This window comes from Streptomyces filamentosus (genome assembly GCF_014654895.1).
Classification (GTDB): domain Bacteria; phylum Actinomycetota; class Actinomycetes; order Streptomycetales; family Streptomycetaceae; genus Streptomyces; species Streptomyces filamentosus.
Genome location: NZ_BNBE01000001.1, coordinates 1,101,870 through 1,121,402, shown reverse-complemented (window position 1 = coordinate 1,121,402; position 19,533 = coordinate 1,101,870). Strand labels below are relative to the sequence as shown.

19 protein-coding genes and 5 tRNA genes are annotated in these 19,533 nt (G+C 71.7%); 17 read left to right on the top strand and 7 right to left on the bottom strand.

What is annotated here, in order from left to right; genetic code table 11:
* Positions 1–328 precede the first annotated feature (328 nt).
* The 4 genes from IE326_RS04825 to IE326_RS04810 form a co-directional block, all read right to left on the bottom strand.
* Entirely contained in the window at positions 329–910 is a 582-nt protein-coding gene (locus IE326_RS04825; protein ID WP_150231960.1) for a GTP-binding protein, read from the bottom strand.
* Positions 891–1,301 (bottom strand): DUF742 domain-containing protein, encoded by a 411-nt coding sequence (locus tag IE326_RS04820; protein WP_030496941.1) that lies wholly within the window; start codon positions 1,299–1,301, stop codon positions 891–893. The genes IE326_RS04825 and IE326_RS04820 overlap by 20 nt, the downstream gene beginning before the upstream one ends.
* A gap of 153 nt (positions 1,302–1,454) precedes the next feature.
* A complete protein-coding gene (locus IE326_RS04815; protein WP_030496942.1) occupies positions 1,455–1,868 on the bottom strand; it encodes a roadblock/LC7 domain-containing protein in 414 nt (137 codons plus the stop codon).
* A 9-nt stretch (positions 1,869–1,877) separates the two neighbouring features.
* Entirely contained in the window at positions 1,878–5,885 is a 4,008-nt protein-coding gene (locus IE326_RS04810) for a sensor histidine kinase (protein ID WP_190040903.1), read from the bottom strand.
* 571 nt (positions 5,886–6,456) lie between these two features.
* On the opposite strand from IE326_RS04810, the gene IE326_RS04805 reads away from it, so the two are divergent.
* From IE326_RS04805 to IE326_RS04760, 10 genes are all read left to right on the top strand, one after another.
* On the top strand, positions 6,457–6,654 hold the full coding sequence (locus IE326_RS04805; protein WP_150231964.1) for a hypothetical protein: 198 nt from the start codon (positions 6,457–6,459) through the stop codon (positions 6,652–6,654).
* 110 nt (positions 6,655–6,764) lie between these two features.
* Positions 6,765–7,550 carry a fumarylacetoacetate hydrolase family protein gene (locus IE326_RS04800; RefSeq protein ID WP_190040902.1) on the top strand — a complete coding sequence of 262 codons (786 nt, stop codon included), beginning with the start codon at positions 6,765–6,767 and terminating at the stop codon, positions 7,548–7,550.
* Entirely contained in the window at positions 7,543–9,018 is a 1,476-nt protein-coding gene (gene gltX / locus IE326_RS04795; protein WP_190040901.1) for a glutamate--tRNA ligase, read from the top strand. Before IE326_RS04800 ends, gltX begins: the two co-directional genes overlap by 8 nt.
* Positions 9,019–9,123: 105 nt before the next feature.
* The gene (locus IE326_RS04790; protein WP_190040900.1) at positions 9,124–9,765 is read left to right on the top strand and encodes a DUF4241 domain-containing protein; all 642 of its coding nucleotides are present in this window, start codon (positions 9,124–9,126) and stop codon (positions 9,763–9,765) included.
* 41 nt (positions 9,766–9,806) lie between these two features.
* On the top strand, positions 9,807–10,532 hold the full coding sequence (locus IE326_RS04785; RefSeq protein ID WP_190040899.1) for an HAD family hydrolase: 726 nt from the start codon (positions 9,807–9,809) through the stop codon (positions 10,530–10,532).
* Between the two features lie 93 nt (positions 10,533–10,625).
* Positions 10,626–10,697: transfer RNA gene (locus tag IE326_RS04780), tRNA-Gln, on the top strand.
* A gap of 41 nt (positions 10,698–10,738) precedes the next feature.
* Positions 10,739–10,811: transfer RNA gene (locus tag IE326_RS04775), tRNA-Glu, on the top strand.
* A gap of 61 nt (positions 10,812–10,872) precedes the next feature.
* Positions 10,873–10,945: transfer RNA gene (locus IE326_RS04770), tRNA-Glu, on the top strand.
* A gap of 22 nt (positions 10,946–10,967) precedes the next feature.
* Positions 10,968–11,039: transfer RNA gene (locus IE326_RS04765), tRNA-Gln, on the top strand.
* 42 nt (positions 11,040–11,081) lie between these two features.
* A tRNA-Glu gene (locus tag IE326_RS04760) sits at positions 11,082–11,154 on the top strand.
* Between the two features lie 138 nt (positions 11,155–11,292).
* Here the strand turns inward: IE326_RS04760 and ndgR are convergent.
* Positions 11,293–12,009, bottom strand: coding sequence for an IclR family transcriptional regulator NdgR (gene ndgR / locus IE326_RS04755; RefSeq protein WP_005311436.1), 717 nt, complete (start codon positions 12,007–12,009; stop codon positions 11,293–11,295).
* A 139-nt stretch (positions 12,010–12,148) separates the two neighbouring features.
* On the opposite strand from ndgR, the gene leuC reads away from it, so the two are divergent.
* The 4 genes from leuC to IE326_RS04735 all read left to right on the top strand — a co-directional run bounded on the left by leuC (position 12,149) and on the right by IE326_RS04735 (position 15,344).
* Positions 12,149–13,573, top strand: coding sequence for a 3-isopropylmalate dehydratase large subunit (gene leuC, locus IE326_RS04750; RefSeq protein WP_150231974.1), 1,425 nt, complete (start codon positions 12,149–12,151; stop codon positions 13,571–13,573).
* Between the two features lie 6 nt (positions 13,574–13,579).
* On the top strand, positions 13,580–14,173 hold the full coding sequence (gene leuD, locus IE326_RS04745) for a 3-isopropylmalate dehydratase small subunit (protein WP_150231976.1): 594 nt from the start codon (positions 13,580–13,582) through the stop codon (positions 14,171–14,173).
* A 104-nt stretch (positions 14,174–14,277) separates the two neighbouring features.
* On the top strand, positions 14,278–14,505 hold the full coding sequence (locus tag IE326_RS04740; RefSeq protein ID WP_150231977.1) for an SCO5555 family protein: 228 nt from the start codon (positions 14,278–14,280) through the stop codon (positions 14,503–14,505).
* Positions 14,506–14,648: 143 nt separating this feature from the next.
* Complete coding sequence (locus IE326_RS04735) at positions 14,649–15,344, top strand: HU family DNA-binding protein (RefSeq protein ID WP_150231979.1); 696 nt, start codon at positions 14,649–14,651, stop codon at positions 15,342–15,344.
* A 175-nt stretch (positions 15,345–15,519) separates the two neighbouring features.
* On the opposite strand, the gene IE326_RS04730 is transcribed toward IE326_RS04735, so the two are convergent.
* Together IE326_RS04730 and cofC are read right to left on the bottom strand one after the other, a co-directional pair.
* Positions 15,520–15,729 carry a hypothetical protein gene (locus IE326_RS04730; protein ID WP_030750700.1) on the bottom strand — a complete coding sequence of 70 codons (210 nt, stop codon included), beginning with the start codon at positions 15,727–15,729 and terminating at the stop codon, positions 15,520–15,522.
* 10 nt (positions 15,730–15,739) lie between these two features.
* Positions 15,740–16,387, bottom strand: coding sequence for a 2-phospho-L-lactate guanylyltransferase (gene cofC, locus IE326_RS04725; RefSeq protein WP_190040898.1), 648 nt, complete (start codon positions 16,385–16,387; stop codon positions 15,740–15,742).
* Positions 16,388–16,514: 127 nt separating this feature from the next.
* Here cofC and IE326_RS04720 point away from each other — a divergent pair, with 127 nt between their 5' ends.
* The 3 genes from IE326_RS04720 (at position 16,515) to IE326_RS04710 (ending at position 19,473) form a co-directional block, all read left to right on the top strand.
* Positions 16,515–17,267 carry a lysophospholipid acyltransferase family protein gene (locus IE326_RS04720; RefSeq protein WP_190040897.1) on the top strand — a complete coding sequence of 251 codons (753 nt, stop codon included), beginning with the start codon at positions 16,515–16,517 and terminating at the stop codon, positions 17,265–17,267.
* Positions 17,264–18,265, top strand: a complete 1,002-nt coding sequence (locus IE326_RS04715) for an NAD(P)H-dependent glycerol-3-phosphate dehydrogenase (protein ID WP_150231984.1) — start codon at positions 17,264–17,266, stop codon at positions 18,263–18,265. The genes IE326_RS04720 and IE326_RS04715 overlap by 4 nt, the downstream gene beginning before the upstream one ends.
* A 68-nt stretch (positions 18,266–18,333) precedes the next feature.
* A complete protein-coding gene (locus tag IE326_RS04710) occupies positions 18,334–19,473 on the top strand; it encodes a D-alanine--D-alanine ligase family protein (protein ID WP_150231986.1) in 1,140 nt (379 codons plus the stop codon).
* Positions 19,474–19,533 lie beyond the last annotated feature (60 nt).

The window sequence follows — 19,533 nt, the reverse complement described above, 5'->3', positions numbered from 1 at the left end:
CGGCACCTACGTCGTGCCGGTGTTTCGTTCAGGGCCGTACTACTCGGGAGTTCATGAATTCCAGCACGTGAAGGGGGTCCGTTCCAAACAGTGGGATGCGGAAGTTTTCAGTGGTCCATGCCTCGTATAAAACGGGCATAAAGAACGAGCCCCGCCAAATGGCGGGGCTCGTATGAGCGCAGCGGCACCGATCGAACGCGTCGGGTGTCCGAGGCGCCCGAATTCTCTGTCGAAACGTTATGAATCCCGGGGCCGCCGTGTCGAAGGACACAGATCGACTCCGCGCGGTCCCGGACCGGGGCATATGACAACTGCCCCGGGGGCAAGACTACTTGAGACGGGCCATGAGGGCGTGCTCGACGAGAGTGATGAGCGCGCTCTTGGCGTCCGCGCGGTGACGGGCGTCGGTGGTGATGATCGGGGTGTCCGGACCGATCTGGAGCGCCTCGCGGACCTCGTCCGGCGTGTACGGCTGGGCGCCGTCGAAGCCGTTGAGCGCGATCACGAAGGGCAGGCCCGAGTTCTCGAAGTAGTCGACGGCCGGGAAGCAGTCGGCGAGACGACGGGTGTCGACCAGGACGACGGCGCCGATGGCACCGCGCACCAGGTCGTCCCACATGAACCAGAAGCGGTCCTGGCCGGGGGTGCCGAACAGGTACAGGATCAGGTCCTGGTCCAGCGTGATGCGGCCGAAGTCCATCGCCACCGTGGTGGTGGTCTTCCCGCCGGTGTGCGTGAGGTCGTCGATCCCGGCGGAGGCCGCGGTCATCACGGCCTCGGTGCGCAGCGGGTTGATCTCCGAGACGGCGCCGACGAACGTGGTCTTGCCCACGCCGAAGCCACCCGCCACCACGATCTTCGCGCTGGTGGTCGATCTGGCGGCGTCGCCGTTAGAGCTTGCGAAGTCCACTGAGCACCCTTTCGAGCAGTGTCACGTCCGGCGTGCCGCCGGCTTCTCCGTTGCCCGGCTGGTGGATGGCCACCATGCCCGCCTCGGCCAGGTCGGCCACGAGGATCCGGGCGACGCCGAGCGGCATCGACAGCAGGGCGGACACCTCGGCCACCGACTTGACCTCACGGCACAGGTGGCAGATGCGCTGGTGCTCGGGGAGGAGCGTGGCGAGGTGCGCCGGGTCGGCCGTGGTGCTGACCAGCGCCTCGATGGCGAGCTGGTAGCGCGGCCGGGTCCGGCCGCCGGTCATCGCGTACGGACGGACCAGCGGCTGGTCGCCCTCATGACCGTACGGATCGTCCAGGGACGAACCGCCGTACGGATCGTGAGTGGCGGGGGGCGGGGTCATGAATCCTCCGGGCGTGACAGCAAGACGTCTGCCGTCTGATGGGGCCGGTGGGGGGCCGGATGGGGCGGCCGGACGATGAACGGTGGCCGGGGCGGTACGTGTGGGGGAGGTACCGCCCCGTCGGGGACAGGCGCCGCGGGCGGGTGGGGACCGCTAGTGCAGCAGGCTGCCCTGGAGCTCCGCGCGGAGATCCGGGGTGAGCACGCTGCCGGCCCGGTCGACCAGCAGCGCCATCTCGTACCCCACGAGGCCGATGTCGCACTCCGGGTGGGCGAGCACGGCCAGCGAGGAGCCGTCCGAGACCGACATGAGGAAGAGGAAGCCGCGCTCCATCTCCACCACGGTCTGTGCCACGGGACCGCCCTCGAAGATCCGGGAGGCGCCCGCGGTCAGCGAGGTGAGCCCGGACGCGACCGCCGCCAGCTGGTCGGCGCGATCGCGGGGGAACCCTTCGGACATGGCCAGCAGAAGGCCGTCGGCGGAGACCACCACCGTGTGCGACACCCCGGGGGTGTTGTCCACGAAGTTGGTGATCAACCAGTTCAGATTCTGCGCCGCCTGGCTCATCGCACTCAACTATCGCTCCTGCTGGTGGTTCGGACCGAGGTGGAAGCTACCCGTGGTCGAGTTGCCCGCCTGACGGCCCTGCTGGATACCGCGGCGCAGATTGGTGAGCCGGCCGCGGACGTCGTCGGGTGCCCGGGAGACCTGGGGGCCGGCCGAGTGGGCCTGCTCCTGGGCGGTTCCGGGCACGAGGTTGGCCTTCGGCACGCGGCGCGGAAGACCGGAGGTGGTGACCCCGCCGGCGGAGGGCTTGCGCGCCCGCTCGGCCTGGCGCACCAGATCGTCGTTGGGCGAGGGCCGCCAGTTGGCCGGCCGTCCGCCGTCGGGGGTGCCCTGGGCGGGCTGCTGCACGACCGGGGTCTGCATGGTCTGCTCGACCTCGGGCGTCCGCTGCCGCGGCGCCGGCGGGACCGGAGCCTGCTGCTGGCCCTGCTGCTGCCCCTGCTCCTGCTGGAACCAGTTGGTCTCCAGGGAGTCGTAGAGCGGCGTGCGGCCCTCGCCGGGCGAACCCGGGCCACCCGGCGCCGGAGGCAGGGCCTCCGGACGGCGCGGTCGGCCGAGCTGCGGACGGCGCGGCTCGACACCCTGCGGCGCCTGCTGCTGAGGGGCCTGCGGCCCGGCCGCCTGGTACGGCGCCTGCTGCTGGGCCTGGGGGGCCTGGTGCTGCGGGGCCGGGGCCTGGGGCGCCGGGGCGAAGCCGTTCCGCTGCGGGGCCTGCTGCGGCGCGTTCTGCGGGAAGCCGTGCTGCTGGGGCTGCGCCTGCGGCACGAAGGGCTGGTTGCCGTACTGCTGCCGGCCGCCCTGGTACTGCGGGAACTGGCCCGTGGAGTCCGGACCCTGGGGCGCCTGCGGCGCCTGGGGCGCCTGCGGGGCGTTGAAGTCGGGGCGCGGGAACTGGCCCGTGGAGCCGGGGCCCTGCGGAGCGTCGTAGTCCGGCCGCGCGAACTGCGCGGTGGACGCCGGGTCCTGGTACTGCGGGGCCTGCGGTGCCTGGGGCGCCTGCGGGGCGTCGAAGTCCGGCCGCGGGAACTGGCCCGTGGAGCCCGGACCCTGCGGCGCGGCGTACGAGCCCGTGGACTCCATGTCGTCGTGGCCGCGCGGGGCGTCCAGCGGCGTCATGTCCTGCTGCGGGCGGCGCACCGGCTGCTGCTGGGCCGGGTCGCTGCCCCAGCTCGCGGCCTGCGGGCGCTGCGGCTGGGGGTTGCCGCCGGGCAGCTCGGCGCGCGGGAAGCCGTTCGGGGCGCCCAGCGGGTCCTGCTGCTGCGGGGCCTGGGGCGCCTGCGGGTTCTGCGGTCCCTGCGGACGGCCGCCCCACACGTCCGTACGGGACGGGATGGCGCTGGCCGCGCCGCCGATGAGACCGGCGCCGGGGCCGGGCTGCGGAGGCTGCGGGAGCTGCGGGAGCTGACCGGTCTGCTCCAGCTGGGCGTTGGCCGGCTGGGGCTGCTGGGGCTGCTGGGGCTGCTGGGGCTGCGGGGCCTGGGGCGCCTGCGGACCGCCCGGGAGCGGCGCGCCGTCCCGGGTGGGCAGCGCGGTGCGCGGACCGCCCGCGGGACCGACCTGGGGACGCGCGGCACCGGGACCGGCGCCGAGCCGGCCGGCCGGGGCCGCCGGACCGCCGAGGCCCGGACGACCGCCGGGACCGCCCGCACCGGGACCACCGGCCGCGCCGGGGCCGCCGGGGAGCCGCCCGCCGGGGGCGTTGCCGCCCTGCGGGGCCGGGCCCTGGGAGCCGGGACCCGTCTTCGGGGCCGGCTTGCGGCCGCCCTGGGCGACGTCGACCGGCAGCATGACGAGCGCGGTGGTGCCGCCCGAGTCGGACGGACGCAGCTGGATCCGGATGCCGTGCCGCAGGGACAGGCGGCCGACCACGAAGAGGCCCATGCGGCGGGAGACGGAGACGTCCACGGTGGGCGGCGAGGCGAGCCGCTCGTTGATCGCCGCCAGGTCCTCGGGGGAGAGGCCGATGCCGGTGTCGTGGATCTCGACGAGCACGCGGCCGTCGGGCAGCGCGTGACCGGTGACCCGGACCTTGGTCTGCGGGGAGGAGAACGAGGTGGCGTTCTCCAGCAGCTCGGCGAGGAGGTGCACGAGGTCGTTGACGACCCGGCCGGCGACGTCCGTCGCCGGGACCGCGGCCAGTTCGATGCGCTCGTACTGCTCCACCTCGGAGGCGGCGGCGCGGAGCACGTCGACCAGCGGGACCGGGCGGGTCCACCGGCGGCCCGGCTCCTCGCCGGCGAGGACGAGGAGGTTCTCGCCGTTCCGGCGCATACGGGTCGCGAGGTGGTCCAGCTTGAAGAGCGAGGAGAGCTGGTCCGGGTCGGCCTCGCGGGACTCCAGCTCGGAGATGAGCGAGAGCTGGCGCTGGATGAGGCCCTGCGAACGGCGCGAGAGGTTGGTGAACATCGCGTTGACGTTGCCCCGGAGGAGGGCCTGCTCGGCGGCGAGGCGGACGGCCTCGCGGTGCACGTCGTCGAAGGCCGCGGCCACCTGGCCGATCTCGTCGCGGGAGTGCACGCCGACGGACTCGACGGAGGTGTCGACGTCCTGCGGGTCGGACTCGGAGAGCTGCTTGACCAGCTCGGGCAGGCGTTCCTGGGCGACCTTGGTCGCGGTGTCCTGGAGGCGGCGCAGCGAGCGGATCATGGACCGGGCCACGACGAAGGCGCCGACGAGCGAGACGCCGAGGACGAGGAGGATCAGCGCACCGTTGATGATGGCCTCGCGCTGCGACTCCTGCCGCAGCTCACGCGCCATCGTCTCCATGTCGCCGAGGAGTTCGTTCTCGATGCGGCCCATGGCCGCGATCTTGGTCTCGTACTCGTCGGTGAAGTTGAGGTAGCCGCGCTTGGCGCCGCTGGGCATGGCCTCGTCGGACTTCAGCACGCGCTCGGCGTACTTCTCGGCGTCCACGATCGTGGGGTTGCCGGAGCGCAGCGAGTCGGTGAGGTCGGTGGCCTGGCCGCCGGTCGCCTCGTAGACCGCGGTGAAGGACTTGAAGGCGTTGCTCTCGCCGTTGAGCGCGGCCTCGCCGTAGAGGCGGTCACCGGGCTGGATCCGGCCGGAGGTCTTGTCGCTGGCCGGCAGGGCGCCCGCGATGATCGCCTGCTGGATGGAGGCGTACTCCTTGGCGGACGAGAACGCGGCGAGCGCGCGGGTCCGCTTGATCATGTCGGGGTTGCTGGTCGCCTGCGCCATGTCCTGGGACAGGCTGAGCAGCGAGCGGATGAGCCGGCTGTAGGCCTCGACCGTCACCGAGTGCGAGACGCCGCCCTTGTAGGCGTTCGTCCGGATGTTGTGGAGGTCCAGCACCTGGGAGGCGATGGTGTTGACGTTGGAGCGGATGCTCCGCAGCGCCTCGTCCTCCGCGGCGCTGGGCACCTCGCGGGTGGCGTCGAGGAAGGCGTTGTACTTGCGGTCCGTGTTCCGGCGCGGGTTGGCGACCTGGTAGTCGCTCGCCGGGCGGCCGTTGGCCAGCGGACCGGCGGACAGGTCGCGCTCGGCCTGGAGGGCCTGGGCGAGGCCGGTCGCCTCACGGGTCAGCTTGGTGAGCAGCTGCATGTGGTCGAGCTGCTCCATGTCCTGGAGCGACTCGCTGATGCGGATGCCGCCGAGGGAGGTGGCCGCGACCACGGGGAGGGTCAGCAGGGCCACGAGGCGCGTGGAGATGCGCCAGTTGCGCAGGGCTATTCGGGGGCCGACCGCGTTCTCGGGGACCGCCGGGGCGCCGCCCTTGTCGCCGCGCCGCTCGCCGGCGTCGGGCGCGCCGGCCTGCTCGCCGGGCGCGGCGGACGGGCCGGAACGGCGTGCGGAGCCCTCGCCGGGCTCGCCGTTCGGCCGTGCGGTCCTGTCCCGCTTCCTGCCCTGGGCACCCTGGCCGGGCGCCTGCTGGGCGGAGTGCGGGGCCGCGGGACCACGATCGGTCCCGGCACGCGGTTCCTGCTCCGCCGGAGCCTCCGCGCGGCCCTTGCGGGCCGGGGCGGAGCCCGCGCCATCCCTCTTGAAACGTCCCTGCACTAGCGTCGCAACCTCTGGACCAGGCGTCCTTCCGGGTGAAAACCGGAAGGACGGTGTCGGCGTCTTCGGGGCGCGTCGGCACGCCCCGGGTGGTCGTCGGTGACCGGCGCAGATCCCCCTTCTCCGCCACTCGGCCGGCGCTGCGTTGCGCCCCCTGCGTGCCGGCGTCGAAACCCGCGGCGGTGCGGGAATTCCAGCACAGTGCCGGACCTCCAACAAGGGCTGAGGTCTGTACCGCAGAAGGGATGACAACCCGTACGCGGGAGATCACCGCGTGTAGAAGATGATCACGGAGGATTCGGACTTTTCCCCTCCAATGGCTGGGCGTCCCCGAGTGTCCCAGTCGCGATGATCAGGAGCGGAATAAATGCTTCAGTGGCGGAATGTCCCTTTCCGTGACCTGACATCGACGCCCGTAATGCCCGGAATATTCGCCCAGTGGTGAGCAAACTCACACGTCCGTGGATGTCTTGGCCATGCATTCGAAGGGAACGTCTTGATTTAGCCTGACGCTTTAGCCCATCCTCGCGCCCCCACGGGCGCCCGTCCCGGAACAAGGTCTGCCAGCGCGATGACTGCACCCACGCCCGCCACCACGGCCAACCCGCGCCGCTCCACGCTCGCCCACCTCCCGGACGCCGCCGACCTCGGCCGCGGCGCCACCCCCGAGTACGCGGCGGAGCTCCCCGGCACCACGGCCAACCCGCGCCGCACGGTCCTCATGCAGGCCCCCGCGCCCTACGTGCCGGCCTACCTCGCCGAGGTCTGACCGGACCGGCCCCGCCCCTCCGGCGGGCGTCCCCGCCGGTCGGCCGCCCCCGCCGCGTTAGCCTGGAGCGTCAGACTCCAGCCAGTACCAAGTGAGGGGCGACAGCACTCGTGCGCATCGCCAGATTCTCCATCGACGGCAACGTCGCCTTCGGCGCGGTCGAGGGCGAGGGGACCGTCGAGTCCGGCGGCCTGGTCATCGACATCATCAAGGGCATCCCGTACACCGACTTCGAGCTCAGCGGCACCAAGGTCCCGCTGAGCAAGGTCCGCCTCCTGCCGCCGGTGCTCCCCAACAAGGTCGTGGCCATCGGCCGCAACTACGCGGAGCACGCCGAGGAGCTCGGCAACGAGGTCCCTGAGGTCCCGGTCGCCTTCTTCAAGCCGACCACCTCGGTGATCGGCCCCGGCGACGCCATCGAGTTCCCCTCCTTCTCCAGCGAGCTGCACCACGAGGCCGAACTGGCCGTGGTGATCGGCCGCATGTGCCGCGAGGTGCCCCGGGAGCGCGTCAAGGACGTGATCTTCGGCTACACCTGCGCCAACGACGTGACCGCCCGCGACGTCCAGCGGAACGAGGCCCAGTGGGCCCGCGCCAAGGGCTTCGACACGAGTTGCCCGCTGGGCCCCTGGGTGGAGACCGACCTCGACCCGAGCGACCTCGCCGTCCAGGCCACGGTCAACGGCGAACAACGCCAGCTCGGTCGGACGAGCGACATGATCCGCTCCATCGAGGACCTGGTCGTCCACATCACCGAGGCCATGACGCTGCTCCCGGGCGACGTCATCCTCACCGGCACCCCCGCCGGGGTCGGCCCCCTCACCGTCGGCGACGAGGTCGCCGTCACCATCGAAGGCATCGGCACTCTCACCAACAAGGTGATCAAGCGTGGCTAACGCGAATATCCGCGTCCGTTTCTGTCCCTCGCCGACCGGCAACCCCCACGTGGGCCTGGTCCGCACCGCTCTCTTCAACTGGGCCTTCGCCCGGCACAACGGGGGCACGTTCGTCTTCCGCATCGAGGACACCGACGCCGCGCGCGACTCGGAGGAGTCGTACCAGCAGCTGCTCGACTCGATGCGCTGGCTCGGCTTCACCTGGGACGAGGGCCCCGAGATCGGCGGCCCGCACGCGCCGTACCGCCAGTCGCAGCGGATGGACCTCTACAAGGACGTCGCCGACAAGCTGATCGCCGGCGGCTACGCGTACCCCTGCTACTGCACCACCGAGGAGCTCGACGAGCGCCGCGAGGCGGCCCGCGCCGCCGGCCGCGCCTCGGGCTACGACGGCCACTGCCGCGACCTCACGGACGAGCGGAAGCAGGCGTACGAGGCCGAGGGCCGCAGCCACATCGTCCGCTTCCGGATGCCGGACGAGGCGACCACCTTCACCGACCTGGTCCGCGGCGAGATCACCGTCCAGCCGGAGAACGTCACCGACTACGGCATCGTGCGCGCCAACGGCGCCCCGCTGTACACCCTGGTCAACCCGGTCGACGACGCGCTGATGGAGATCACCCACGTCCTGCGCGGCGAGGACCTGCTCTCCTCCACCCCCCGCCAGATCGCCCTGTACAAGGCGCTGATCGAGCTGGGCGTCGCCAAGGAGATCCCGCAGTTCGGCCACCTGCCGTACGTGATGGGCGAGGGCAACAAGAAGCTCTCCAAGCGCGACCCGCAGGCGTCCCTCAACCTCTACCGGGAGCGCGGCTTCCTCCCCGAGGGCCTCCTGAACTACCTCTCGCTCCTCGGCTGGTCCTTCTCCGCCGACCAGGACGTCTTCTCGATCGAGGACATGGTCGCGAAGTTCGACATCGACGACGTCAACTCCAACCCGGCCCGCTTCGACCTCAAGAAGGCCGAGTCCATCAACGCGGACCACATCCGCATGCTGGACGAGAAGGCCTTCGCCGATGCCTGCGAGCCCTGGCTCCGGGCCCCGCACGCCCCCTGGGCGCCGGAGGACTTCGACCGCGCGGCCTGGGAGCGGATCGCCCCCTACGCCCAGACCCGGCTGACCGTGCTCTCCGAGATCACGGCCAACGTCGACTTCCTCTTCCTGCCCGAGCCGGTCTTCGACCAGCCCTCGTGGGACAAGGCGATGAAGGGCGAGCCCGCGGCCCTCCTCACCACCGCCCGCGAGAAGCTCGACGCCGCCGACTGGAACGACGCCGAGTCGCTCAAGGGCGCGGTCCTCGCCGCCGGCGAGGCCCACGGCCTCAAGCTCGGCAAGGCCCAGGCCCCGGTCCGCGTCGCCGTCACCGGCCGCACCGTCGGCCTGCCCCTCTTCGAGTCCCTGGAGATCCTGGGCAAGGAGAGGACCCTGGCCCGCATCGACGCGGCCCTGGCGAAGCTCGCCGCGTAACCACGGCACCACGCACGCCACGGGGCGGCGGCCGGAGCACCCCTCCGGCCGCCGCCCCGTCGCCGTGCCCGCCCCCTTGTCGCACCCGCCCTCTACAGTCGGCGCATGTCCATGACAGTGCCTGACTTCGCCCACTGGTTCACCCCCGGAGCGGTCGTGCCGACCGAGGACCGCGGGGACGTCGTCTTCCGGGTGCGGGAGGTGGGGGAGATCACCCTCCCCACCGGCCGGCTCGTCGCCTGCGACCCGATCGTCCACCTCGGGGACGACGAGGAGCCCCCCGAGCCCTTCGTGGTCGGGGTCCCGCCCGGCCGCTACCGCGTCCAGACCGCCGAGGCGTCCTTCACGTACCCCTACGGCCACACCGTGAACGCCGCCGCCCGCCTGGTCGTCCGCGACGTCCCCGCGGTCCGCTGGGAGCCCGCCCTGGTCCCTGGTGAGCCCGCCCCGGAGGACGACTGCTTCGGCTACGGCGTCGACGCCGGGCTCGGCTGCTTCCTCGACGCCGCCGCCCACCACTCCTTCCCCGGCACCGCCGACGAGGAGGGCGTCATCTGGGAGGTCCTGGACGGCCCGGAGAACCCGGACGCCTTCGTCGCCGAGGGTGAGAACGGCCACAGCGTCGCCGTCTTCGGCTCGGGCTGGGGCGACGGGCTCTACCCGACCTGGGTCGGCCGCGACGCCGACGGCGAGGTCGCCTGTTTCGTCACGGACTTCCGGCCCTTCCGCTTCGCCAAGGCCCTCTGAAACCGCTCCCGCCGGCCCCCCGGCGGCGTACCGTCGGTCCCATGACCATCCGCGCCGTCCTCTGGGACGTGGACGACACGCTCTTCGACTACGCGGCGGCCGACCGCGCCGGGATGCGCGCCCACCTCGCCGCCGAGGGCCTGGCCGGGCTGCACGGCTCCGTCGAGGACGCCCTGGTCCGCTGGAAGGAGCTCACCGAGCTGCACTGGCGGCTCTACGAGGAGGACCCGACCGGCACCTGGCAGGACCAGCGCCGCCGGCGGGTCCGCGACTTCCTGGACCTCCGGGCGATGACCGACGCCGAGGCCGACGCCTGGTTCGACCGGTACGTCACCCACTACGAGGCCGCCTGGGAGCTCTTCCCGGACGCGCTGCCCGTCCTCGACCTGCTCGCCCGCGACTACCGGCAGGCCGTCCTGTCGAACTCCAGCATCCACGCCCAGGAGCCCAAGCTGCGGGCCCTCGGCGTCCGCGACCACTTCGAGGCCGTCCTGTGCGCCGCCGAGCTGGGCTCCGCCAAACCGGCCGCCGAGGCGTTCCACGCCGCCTGTACGGCCCTGGGCCTGCCGCCGCACGAGGTGGCGTACGTGGGGGACCGCCCCGACACCGACGCGCTCGGCGCCCGGGAGGCGGGGCTCCTCGGCATCTGGCTGGACCGCGCCGGCACCGGCGGGCAGCCCGGCCTGCACCGGGTCACCGACCTCCACCAGCTCCCCCCGCTGCTCCTCGGCGATACCCGTTTTGGAGCACCGTCCACCTTCGGGTAATGTTCTTCCTGCGCCGAGGGGAACAAGCCAAAAGGCAGGAACCCGCAAAGCGCAAGCCGAGCAAGATCCTCCCTGGTGGGGAAGTTGCCCCGGTGGCCTATGGTGTAATTGGCAGCACGACTGATTCTGGTTCAGTTAGTCTTGGTTCGAGTCCAGGTAGGCCAGCTCGCAGAGCTCATCTGCAAACAGTGGATTGGCATCCACGAGCCCCCGTTGTGTAGCGGCCTAGCACGCCGCCCTCTCAAGGCGGTAGCGCCGGTTCGAATCCGGTCGGGGGTACAGATCCTTCCCGCGGCATCACCTGGGTAGCTCCCGATGATGCCGATGCAGGATCGCTAGGGCCCCCGTTGTGTAGCGGCCTAGCACGCCGCCCTCTCAAGGCGGTAGCGCCGGTTCGAATCCGGTCGGGGGTACGACGCTGGTCTAACCACGTATTGGTCTATGGTGTAATTGGCAGCACGACTGATTCTGGTTCAGTTAGTCTAGGTTCGAGTCCTGGTAGACCAGCTCGGATCTGCGACGGTGAATTCACCGCCCGCAAGATCCAAAGCCCCCGTTGTGTAGCGGCCTAGCACGCCGCCCTCTCAAGGCGGTAGCGCCGGTTCGAATCCGGTCGGGGGTACGCGACAGAGAAGCCCTTCCCTTCGGGGGAGGGCTTCTTCGCTGTACCCGGGTCCGGCGCGCGTCCGGACACAACTCCGGCCCACCGCTGCGGCGTTGGAGCGGTGGGCCGGGGAACGTACAGATCAACAGAGGAAGCTCAGCCGTTGCGGCGCAGGGCCTCGCTGAGGCGGGCGGCGGCGTCGATGACCGCCTGGGCGTGCATGCGGCCGGGGTGGCGCGTCAGGCGCTCGATCGGACCCGAGACCGACACGGCGGCCACCACGCGGTTCGACGGGCCCCGCACGGGCGCGGAGACGGACGCGACGCCCGGCTCCCGCTCGCCGATCGACTGGGCCCAGCCGCGGCGCCGCACGCCCGACAGGGCCGTCGCCGTGAAACGGGCGCCCTGGAGGCCCCGGTGCAGCCGCTCGGGCTCCTCCCAGGCCATCAGGATCTGCGCCGACGAGCCGGCCTTCATGGTCAGCGTCGAGCCCACCGGGACGGTGTCCCGCAGGCCGGACAGCCGCTCGGCCGCCGCCACGCAGATCCGCATGTCGCCCTGGCGCCGGTAGAGCTGCGCGCTCTCGCCCGTGACGTCCCGCAGGTGCGTCAGCACCGGCCCGGCCGTCGCCAGGAGACGGTCCTCGCCCGCCGCGGCGGCCAGCTCCGCCAGCCGCGGACCGAGGATGAAACGGCCCTGCATGTCGCGGGCGACCATCCGGTGGTGTTCCAATGCCACGGCCAGACGGTGGGCCGTGGGTCGTGCGAGTCCCGTCGCCGCGACCAGTCCTGCGAGGGTGGCCGGACCGGACTCCAGAGCGCTCAGGACAAGGGCTGCCTTGTCGAGAACGCCTACGCCGCTAGAGTTGTCCATGCAACGATATTCGCGTCTCACTCTGTGAAACGCAAGTTCAATTTCCCGAGGAACTTGTCACTCTGGTGAGGCGGCCGCACAACGGACCGCGAAACGGTCTCTAGTGGTGCCGGCGCAGCCGCCGGCCGGAGGGAAAGCGATGGGTAGGACACTCGCGGAGAAGGTCTGGGACGACCACGTCGTCCGGCGCGCCGAGGGCGAGCCCGATCTCCTCTTCATCGATCTTCACCTGCTCCACGAGGTGACCAGCCCCCAGGCCTTCGACGGTCTCCGTCAGAACGGCCGGCAGGTGCGGCGCCTCGACCTCACCATCGCCACCGAGGACCACAACACCCCCACCCTCGACATCGACAAGCCGATCGCGGACCCCGTCTCCCGCGCCCAGCTGGAGACCCTGCGCAAGAACTGCGCGGAGTTCGGCGTACGGCTCCACCCGCTCGGCGACGTCGAGCAGGGCGTCGTCCACGTGGTGGGACCGCAGCTGGGCCTGACCCAGCCCGGCATGACCGTGGTCTGCGGCGACTCCCACACCTCCACGCACGGCGCCTTCGGCGGCCTGGCGTTCGGCATCGGCACCAGCCAGGTCGAGCACGTCCTGGCCACCCAGACGCTGCCCATGGCCCGCCCGAAGACCATGGCCATCACCGTGGACGGCGAGCTGCCCGCCGACGTCACCGCCAAGGACCTGATCCTCGCGATCATCGCCCGGATCGGCACCGGCGGCGGCCAGGGCTACGTCCTGGAGTACCGCGGCTCCGCCATCGAGAAGCTCTCGATGGAAGCCCGCATGACCATCTGCAACATGTCGATCGAGGCCGGTGCCCGCGCGGGCATGATCGCCCCCGACGAGACCACCTTCGCCTACCTCAAGGGCCGCGCCCACGCCCCCGAGGGCGAGGACTGGGACGCCGCCGTCGCGTACTGGAAGACCCTGAAGTCCGACGAGGACGCCGTCTTCGACGCCGAGGTCGTCATCGACGCCGCCGCGCTGGCCCCCTTCGTCACCTGGGGCACCAACCCCGGCCAGGGCGCCCCGCTTTCGGCGAACGTCCCCGACCCGGCCGCGTACGAGGACCCCTCGGAGCGCCTCGCCGCCGAAAAGGCCCTGGAGTACATGGGGTTGACCGCCGGGCAGCCGCTGCGCGACATCAAGGTCGACACCGTCTTCGTGGGCTCCTGCACCAACGGCCGCATCGAGGACCTGCGCAACGCCGCCTCGCTCCTGGAGGGCCGCAAGGTCGCCGACGGCGTCCGCATGCTGGTCGTCCCCGGCTCCGTCCGGGTCGCCCTCCAGGCCGTCGAGGAGGGCCTGGACAAGGTCTTCAAGGAGGCCGGCGCCGAATGGCGGCACGCGGGCTGCTCCATGTGCCTGGGCATGAACCCCGACCAGCTGGCCCCCGGCGAGCGCTCGGCGTCCACCTCCAACCGCAACTTCGAGGGCCGGCAGGGCAAGGGCGGCCGCACCCACCTGGTCTCCCCCCAGGTCGCCGCCGCCACCGCCGTACTGGGCCATCTGGCCTCCCCGGCCGACCTGTCCGACGCCGTCACCACCGCGGGGGTCTGAGGAACCATGGAAGCTTTCACCACGCACACCGGCCGGGCCGTCCCGCTGCGCCGCAGCAACGTCGACACCGACCAGATCATCCCCGCGCACTGGCTCAAGAAGGTCACCCGCGACGGCTTCGAGGACGGCCTCTTCGAGGCATGGCGCAAGGACCCCGAGTTCGTCCTCAACCGCCCCGAGCGGCAGGGCGCCACGGTCCTGGTCGCCGGCCCCGACTTCGGCACCGGCTCCTCCCGCGAGCACGCCGTCTGGGCGCTCCAGAACTACGGCTTCAAGACCGTCATCTCCTCCCGCTTCGCCGACATCTTCCGCGGCAACTCGCTGAAGAACGGTCTGCTGACCGTCGTCCTGCCGCAGGAGACCGTCGACGCCCTCTGGGCGCTGACCGAGGCCGACCCGACCGCCGAGGTCACCGTCGACCTGGAGTCCCGCAAGGTCCTGGCACCCGGGATCGACGCCGACTTCGAGCTCGACGAGAACGCCCGCTGGCGGCTCCTGAACGGCCTGGACGACATCAGCCTCACCCTTCAGAACGAAGCCGACATCGCGGCCTACGAGGCGGCCAGGCCGTCCTTCAAGCCCCGTACAATTACGGCCTGAGCAGCGCTTTTCCAAGACTGCGCCCCCCACCCTCCGGTGGGGGGCGCAGTCGCTTGTTGAGACCCTGTCGGGCGACAACTCGCCCTAGATGGCACAATCGGTGCATGGAACGCGACAACCAACTCAAGCTCTACGAGGAAGTCGCCGACCGATTGAAGGAAGCGCACTCCCGGGTGCGCGCACTGCAAGTCCCGGAGGGCGTAAGGATGGCGCTGTCCCGGAAGCTGCTGGTCGTCACGGCCGCGGCGAAGCACGATCTCGCGGACGCGGCGACGCGTCTGGACCGGTTGATGAAGGACCTCGACGAGGGTCGATTCCCCGAAGGCGACTGACACCAGGAACTCCGCAACGGCACTTCCGCGTTGCGGCACTAGGGTGATTAGACCGTTTCGTGTTTGATTTGCGGTATATACATGCCTAACGTGCGAAAAAGCTTGAACAGTTTCGTTCTGGCAAAGTCTCCGAAGGGGAAGACGTGAACAAGGCGCAGCTCGTAGAAGCGATTGCCGACAAGTTGGGCGGTCGCCAGCAGGCCGCCGAAGCCGTCGACCACGTGCTCGACGCCATCGTGCGCGCCGTGGTCTCGGGCGACCGGGTCTCGGTCACGGGCTTCGGCTCGTTCGAGAAGGTCGACCGCCCGGCCCGTTACGCCCGCAACCCCCAGACGGGTGAGCGCGTGCGGGTCAAGAAGACCTCCGTGCCGCGCTTCCGCGCGGGCCAGGGCTTCAAGGACCTGGTCAGCGGCTCGAAGAAGCTCCCCAAGGGTGGTGAGGTCTCCGTCAAGAAGGCCCCCAAGGGCAGCCTGACCGGCGGCGCCTCCGCCACCGTGAAGAAGGCCGCGGCCAAGAAGGCCACCACGGCCAAGAAGGCCGCCGCCAAGAAGGCCACGCCGGCGAAGAAGACCACCACCGCCACCGTCGCGAAGAAGGCGACCCCGGCGAAGAAGACCACCGCCGCGGCCGCGAAGAAGACTTCCGCGGCCACCAAGAAGACGGCGGCGGCCGCCAAGAAGACCGCCGCCGCCAAGAAGGCCACCCCGGCCCCCGCGGCGAAGAAGACCGTCGCCAAGAAGACCGCCCCGGCCAAGAAGGCCACGGCGAAGAAGGCGCCCGCCAAGAAGACGACGGCGCGCAAGACCACCGCGGCGAAGAAGACCGCGGCCAAGAAGTAGCAGGCCGGTCGTCGCAGGTCCGCCGGGCCGGGCTCCCGCACGGGAGCCCGGCCCGCGGCGCGTTCCGGCGGACGGGACGGGGGAGCGGGGGAGCGGGGGCGAGACCCCCCGGGGCCCTGGAGGCCCCGAAGACCCGAAAAGGGCGGGGAGGCCGGGGAGGATCCGGCCCGGCCGGTCAGAAGGTCTGGAGCGTCACCAGGGTGATGCGGAGGTCCGGGCCCGAGGTCCCCGGAGCCGTCTCGACGCGGACCCGCTGGCCTGGCCGCAGCAGCCGCAGCCCGCCCGCGTCGAAGGCATCCGTCCCGAACTCCACCGGGGTGCCGTCGTCGAGCAGCACACTGCCGCTGCGGGTCTCGGGGTCGTACGTGTACGCGGTCGCCTGCATGGGCCGCAGCCTATCCGGCCGGCGCCGCCCGCCGGACCGCCGTCCGGGGGCCGAGCCCCAGCGCCCCCGCCGCCGCCAGGTCCTCGCCGGTGTCCACGTCCCGGCGCACGGAATCCACCCCGGTCAGCCGTATTTCCACCGCTCCCGACGACAAATGCCGAAGCCGCGACGGACCTCCGAAAGCCGGTTCCAATTCCACGCCCGGACCGGCCGAGAGGAATGTCGTACCTATTTCGGCGGCATCCGCGAGAAATGCCCTGGGGAATTGCCGGGCCGCCGCCAGGACCCGCGCCAGCTCCCCGGGCCGCAGCGCCGGCAGGTCCGCGTTCAGCGCCGCCACGCGCGCGCGTGGCCGCCGCTCCCGTACCGCCCGGGCCCCGTGCGCCAGCGCCGCGTTGAGCCCCGCCGCCGGGGCGTCCGGCACGATCCGCGCCCCCAGCCCGGCCAGCGCCCGGCCCGCCGCGGGGTCGTCCGTGACCACCACCACGTCCCGCACCTCCGGACAGGCCAGCGCCGCCGCCACCGTGTCCTCGGCGAAGGCCAGGGCCAGCCGGGGCCGCAGCCGCTCCCCGGAGGCCGGGGCCAGCCGGCTCTTCGCGAGGGCCAGGGGCTTCAGGGGCACCACCAGGGACCACCCGTCGTCCTCATCCGTGTTCATCGCCGCCCTTCTGTCCCGCCCGTGCGGGACGGCCCCGGTCCCGGGGCGTACGGTGTCACTCGACAGAGCAGGAGCATGGGGCGACACTTGACCCCCTGCCAGCAAGACCCGGAGAAAGGTGCCCCGAGTGCCCCGCCGCAGAATCGGCTTCTGGTACCGCCTCGCGGCGGTCATCGCCAAACCCCCCCTGGTGGTTCTGTTCAAGCGGGACTGGCGCGGCACGGAGCACATCCCCGCCGAGGGCGGCTTCATCACCGCGGTCAACCACAACTCCTACCTCGACCCGCTCTCCTACGCGCACTACCAGTACAACACCGGCCGGGTGCCCCGCTTCCTGGCCAAGGCGGGCCTCTTCAAGTCCGGCTTCGTCGGCACCATGCTCCGCAACACCGGGCAGATCCCCGTCTACCGCGAGACCGCCGACGCCGTGGGCGCCTTCCGCGCCGCCGTCGACGCCATCGAACGGGGCGAGTGCGTCGCCTTCTACCCCGAGGGCACCCTCACCCGCGACCCCGACATGTGGCCCATGCCGGGCAAGACCGGCGCCGCCCGCGTGGCCCTGCTCACCAAGGCGCCCGTCATCCCGGTGGCCCAGTGGGGCGCGAACCTCGCCATGCCGCCGTACGCCAAGAAGGACAAGTTCAAGCTCTTCCCGCGCAAGACGCTGATCGTCCAGGCGGGCCCGCCGGTCGACCTCTCCCGCTTCGACGGCCTGGAGCCCACGCCCGACGTGCTGCGCGAGGCCACCGAGACGATCATGGCCGCCATCACCGCCCTCCTGGAGGAGGTCCGCGGCGAGCAGGCCCCCGCCGAGCCGTACGACCCGCGCCGCGCCCTCCGGGAGAAGCGCCGCAAGGCCGCAGAGGAGGGCGCCAAGTGACCAAGGCCGCCGTCTTCGGAAACGGGTCCTGGGGCACCGCCTTCGCCATGGTGATGGCCGACGCGGGCTGCGAGGTGAGCCTCTGGGGCCGCCGCCCCGCGCTCGCCGGGACCATCAACGAGACCCGTACCAACCCGGACTACCTGCCCGGCGTCGAACTCCCCAAGGGCATCACGGCCACCGCCGACGCGGCCGAGGCCGCCGAGGGGGCCGACTTCGCCGTGCTCGTCGTCCCCTCCCAGACCCTGCGCGAGAACCTCGCCGCCTGGGCTCCGAAACTCGGCCCCGACACCGTGCTCGTCTCCCTGATGAAGGGCATCGAACTCGGCACCGCCAAGCGGATGAGCGAGGTCATCACCGAGGTCGCCGGCGTCCCCGCCGAGCGCGTCGCCGTCCTCACCGGCCCCAACCTGGCCCGCGAGATCGCCGCCCGGCAGCCCGCCGCCGCCGTCGCCGCCTGCGTCGACGAGTCGGTCGCCCAGCGGCTCCAGGCCGCCTGCATGACCCCGTACTTCCGCCCGTACACCAACACCGACGTCGTCGGCTGCGAGCTCGGCGGCGCGGTGAAGAACGTCATCGGCCTCGCCGTCGGCATCGCCAACGGCATGGGCCTCGGCGACAACTCCAAGGCCACGCTCATCACCCGCGGCCTCGCCGAGACCACCCGCCTCGGCCTCGCCATGGGCGCCGACCCGCTCACCTTCTCCGGCCTCGCGGGCCTCGGCGACCTCGTCGCCACCTGCTCCTCGCCGCTCTCCCGGAACAACACCTTCGGCACCAACCTGGGCCGCGGGATGACCCTCCAGGAGGCCGTCGCGGCCACCAGGCAGACCGCCGAGGGCGTCAAGTCCTGCGAGTCGGTGCTCGACCTGGGCCGCCGGCACGGCGTCGACATGCCCATCACCGAGACGGTCGTCTCGATCGTCCACGACGGCAAGCCGCCGACGGTCGCGCTCAAGGAACTGATGTCGCGCAGCGCCAAGCCCGAACGCCGCTGAGCCGGACGCGGGAGGCGGTCAGCGGGGCGCTCAGGAGTTCGGACACCGCAAGGTACGCTCAACGCGATATGAGCGAGAACACCCAGAGCCCCCGCAAGCCGCGCGTGGCCGTCGTCTTCGGCGGACGCAGCTCGGAGCACGCCATCTCCGTCGTCACCGCCGGCGCCGTCCTCAAGGCGATCGACCGGACCAAGTACGACGTGCTGCCCATCGGCATCACCCGGGAGGGGCGCTGGGCGCTGACCGCCGACGCCCCCGAGCGGATGGCGATCGCCGAGCGTTCCCTGCCGGACGTCGCCCAGCTCGCCGAGTCGGAGACCGGCGGCGTGGTCCTCCCCGTCGACCCGGCCAGCCGCGAGGTCGTCCTGCACGAGCCCGGCAGCCTGCCGCAGGCCCTCGGCGAGGTCGACGTCGTCTTCCCGGTGCTCCACGGCCCGTACGGCGAGGACGGCACCCTCCAGGGCCTCCTGGAACTCTCCGGCATCCCGTACGTCGGCGCCGGCGTCCTCGCCTCCGCCGTCGGCCAGGACAAGGAGTACATGAAGCGCGTCTTCGTCTCCTACGGCCTGCCCGTCGGCCCGTACGAGGTGATCCGGCCGCGCGAGTGGGACCGCAACCCGGCCGAGGCCCGCAAGAAGATCGTCGAGTTCGCCGCCGACCACGGCTGGCCGCTCTTCGTGAAGCCCGCCCGCGGCGGCTCCTCCGTCGGCATCACCAAGGTCGACGACCTCTCCGGCCTCGACGAGGCCGTCGAGGAGGCCCGCCGCTACGACCCGAAGATCATCGTGGAGGCGCTGCTGCGCGGCCGCGAGATCGAGTGCGGCGTCCTGGAGTTCGAGGACGGCCCGCGCGCCAGCGTGCCCGCCGAGATCCCGCCGGTCACCGACCACGACTTCTACGACTTCGAGGCCAAGTACATCGACTCGGCCTCCGGCCTGGTGCCCGCCCCGATCGGTGACGAGGCCACCGCCGAGGTCCAGCGCCTCGCCGTCGCCGCCTACGAGGCCGTCTCCTGCGAGGGCCTGGTCCGCGCCGACTTCTTCCTCACCGAGGAAGGCGACTTCGTCATCAACGAGATCAACACCATGCCCGGCTTCACCCCGATCTCCATGTACCCGCGCATGTGGCAGGAGAGCGGCGTGAGCTACCCCGAGCTGGTCGACCGGCTCATCCAGGCCGCGCTGACCCGCTCCACGGGCCTGCGCTAGCCCTGCCGGGCCCGTCCCCGGCAGGGGGGCGGGCCCTCACGGCGCGTGGGGTCCCCACGG

Coding starts and splice junctions, on each gene's coding strand:
- IE326_RS04820 (WP_030496941.1), bottom strand. CDS start 1,301: ATGACCCCGCCCCCCGCCACTCACGATCCGTACGGCGGTTCGTCCCTG.
- IE326_RS04815 (WP_030496942.1), bottom strand. CDS start 1,868: ATGAGCCAGGCGGCGCAGAATCTGAACTGGTTGATCACCAACTTCGTG.
- IE326_RS04805 (WP_150231964.1), top strand. CDS start 6,457: ATGACTGCACCCACGCCCGCCACCACGGCCAACCCGCGCCGCTCCACG.
- IE326_RS04790 (WP_190040900.1), top strand. CDS start 9,124: ATGTCCATGACAGTGCCTGACTTCGCCCACTGGTTCACCCCCGGAGCG.
- IE326_RS04785 (WP_190040899.1), top strand. CDS start 9,807: ATGACCATCCGCGCCGTCCTCTGGGACGTGGACGACACGCTCTTCGAC.
- ndgR (WP_005311436.1), bottom strand. CDS start 12,009: ATGGACAACTCTAGCGGCGTAGGCGTTCTCGACAAGGCAGCCCTTGTC.
- leuC (WP_150231974.1), top strand. CDS start 12,149: ATGGGTAGGACACTCGCGGAGAAGGTCTGGGACGACCACGTCGTCCGG.
- leuD (WP_150231976.1), top strand. CDS start 13,580: ATGGAAGCTTTCACCACGCACACCGGCCGGGCCGTCCCGCTGCGCCGC.
- IE326_RS04740 (WP_150231977.1), top strand. CDS start 14,278: ATGGAACGCGACAACCAACTCAAGCTCTACGAGGAAGTCGCCGACCGA.
- IE326_RS04730 (WP_030750700.1), bottom strand. CDS start 15,729: ATGCAGGCGACCGCGTACACGTACGACCCCGAGACCCGCAGCGGCAGT.
- cofC (WP_190040898.1), bottom strand. CDS start 16,387: ATGAACACGGATGAGGACGACGGGTGGTCCCTGGTGGTGCCCCTGAAG.
- IE326_RS04710 (WP_150231986.1), top strand. CDS start 18,334: ATGAGCGAGAACACCCAGAGCCCCCGCAAGCCGCGCGTGGCCGTCGTC.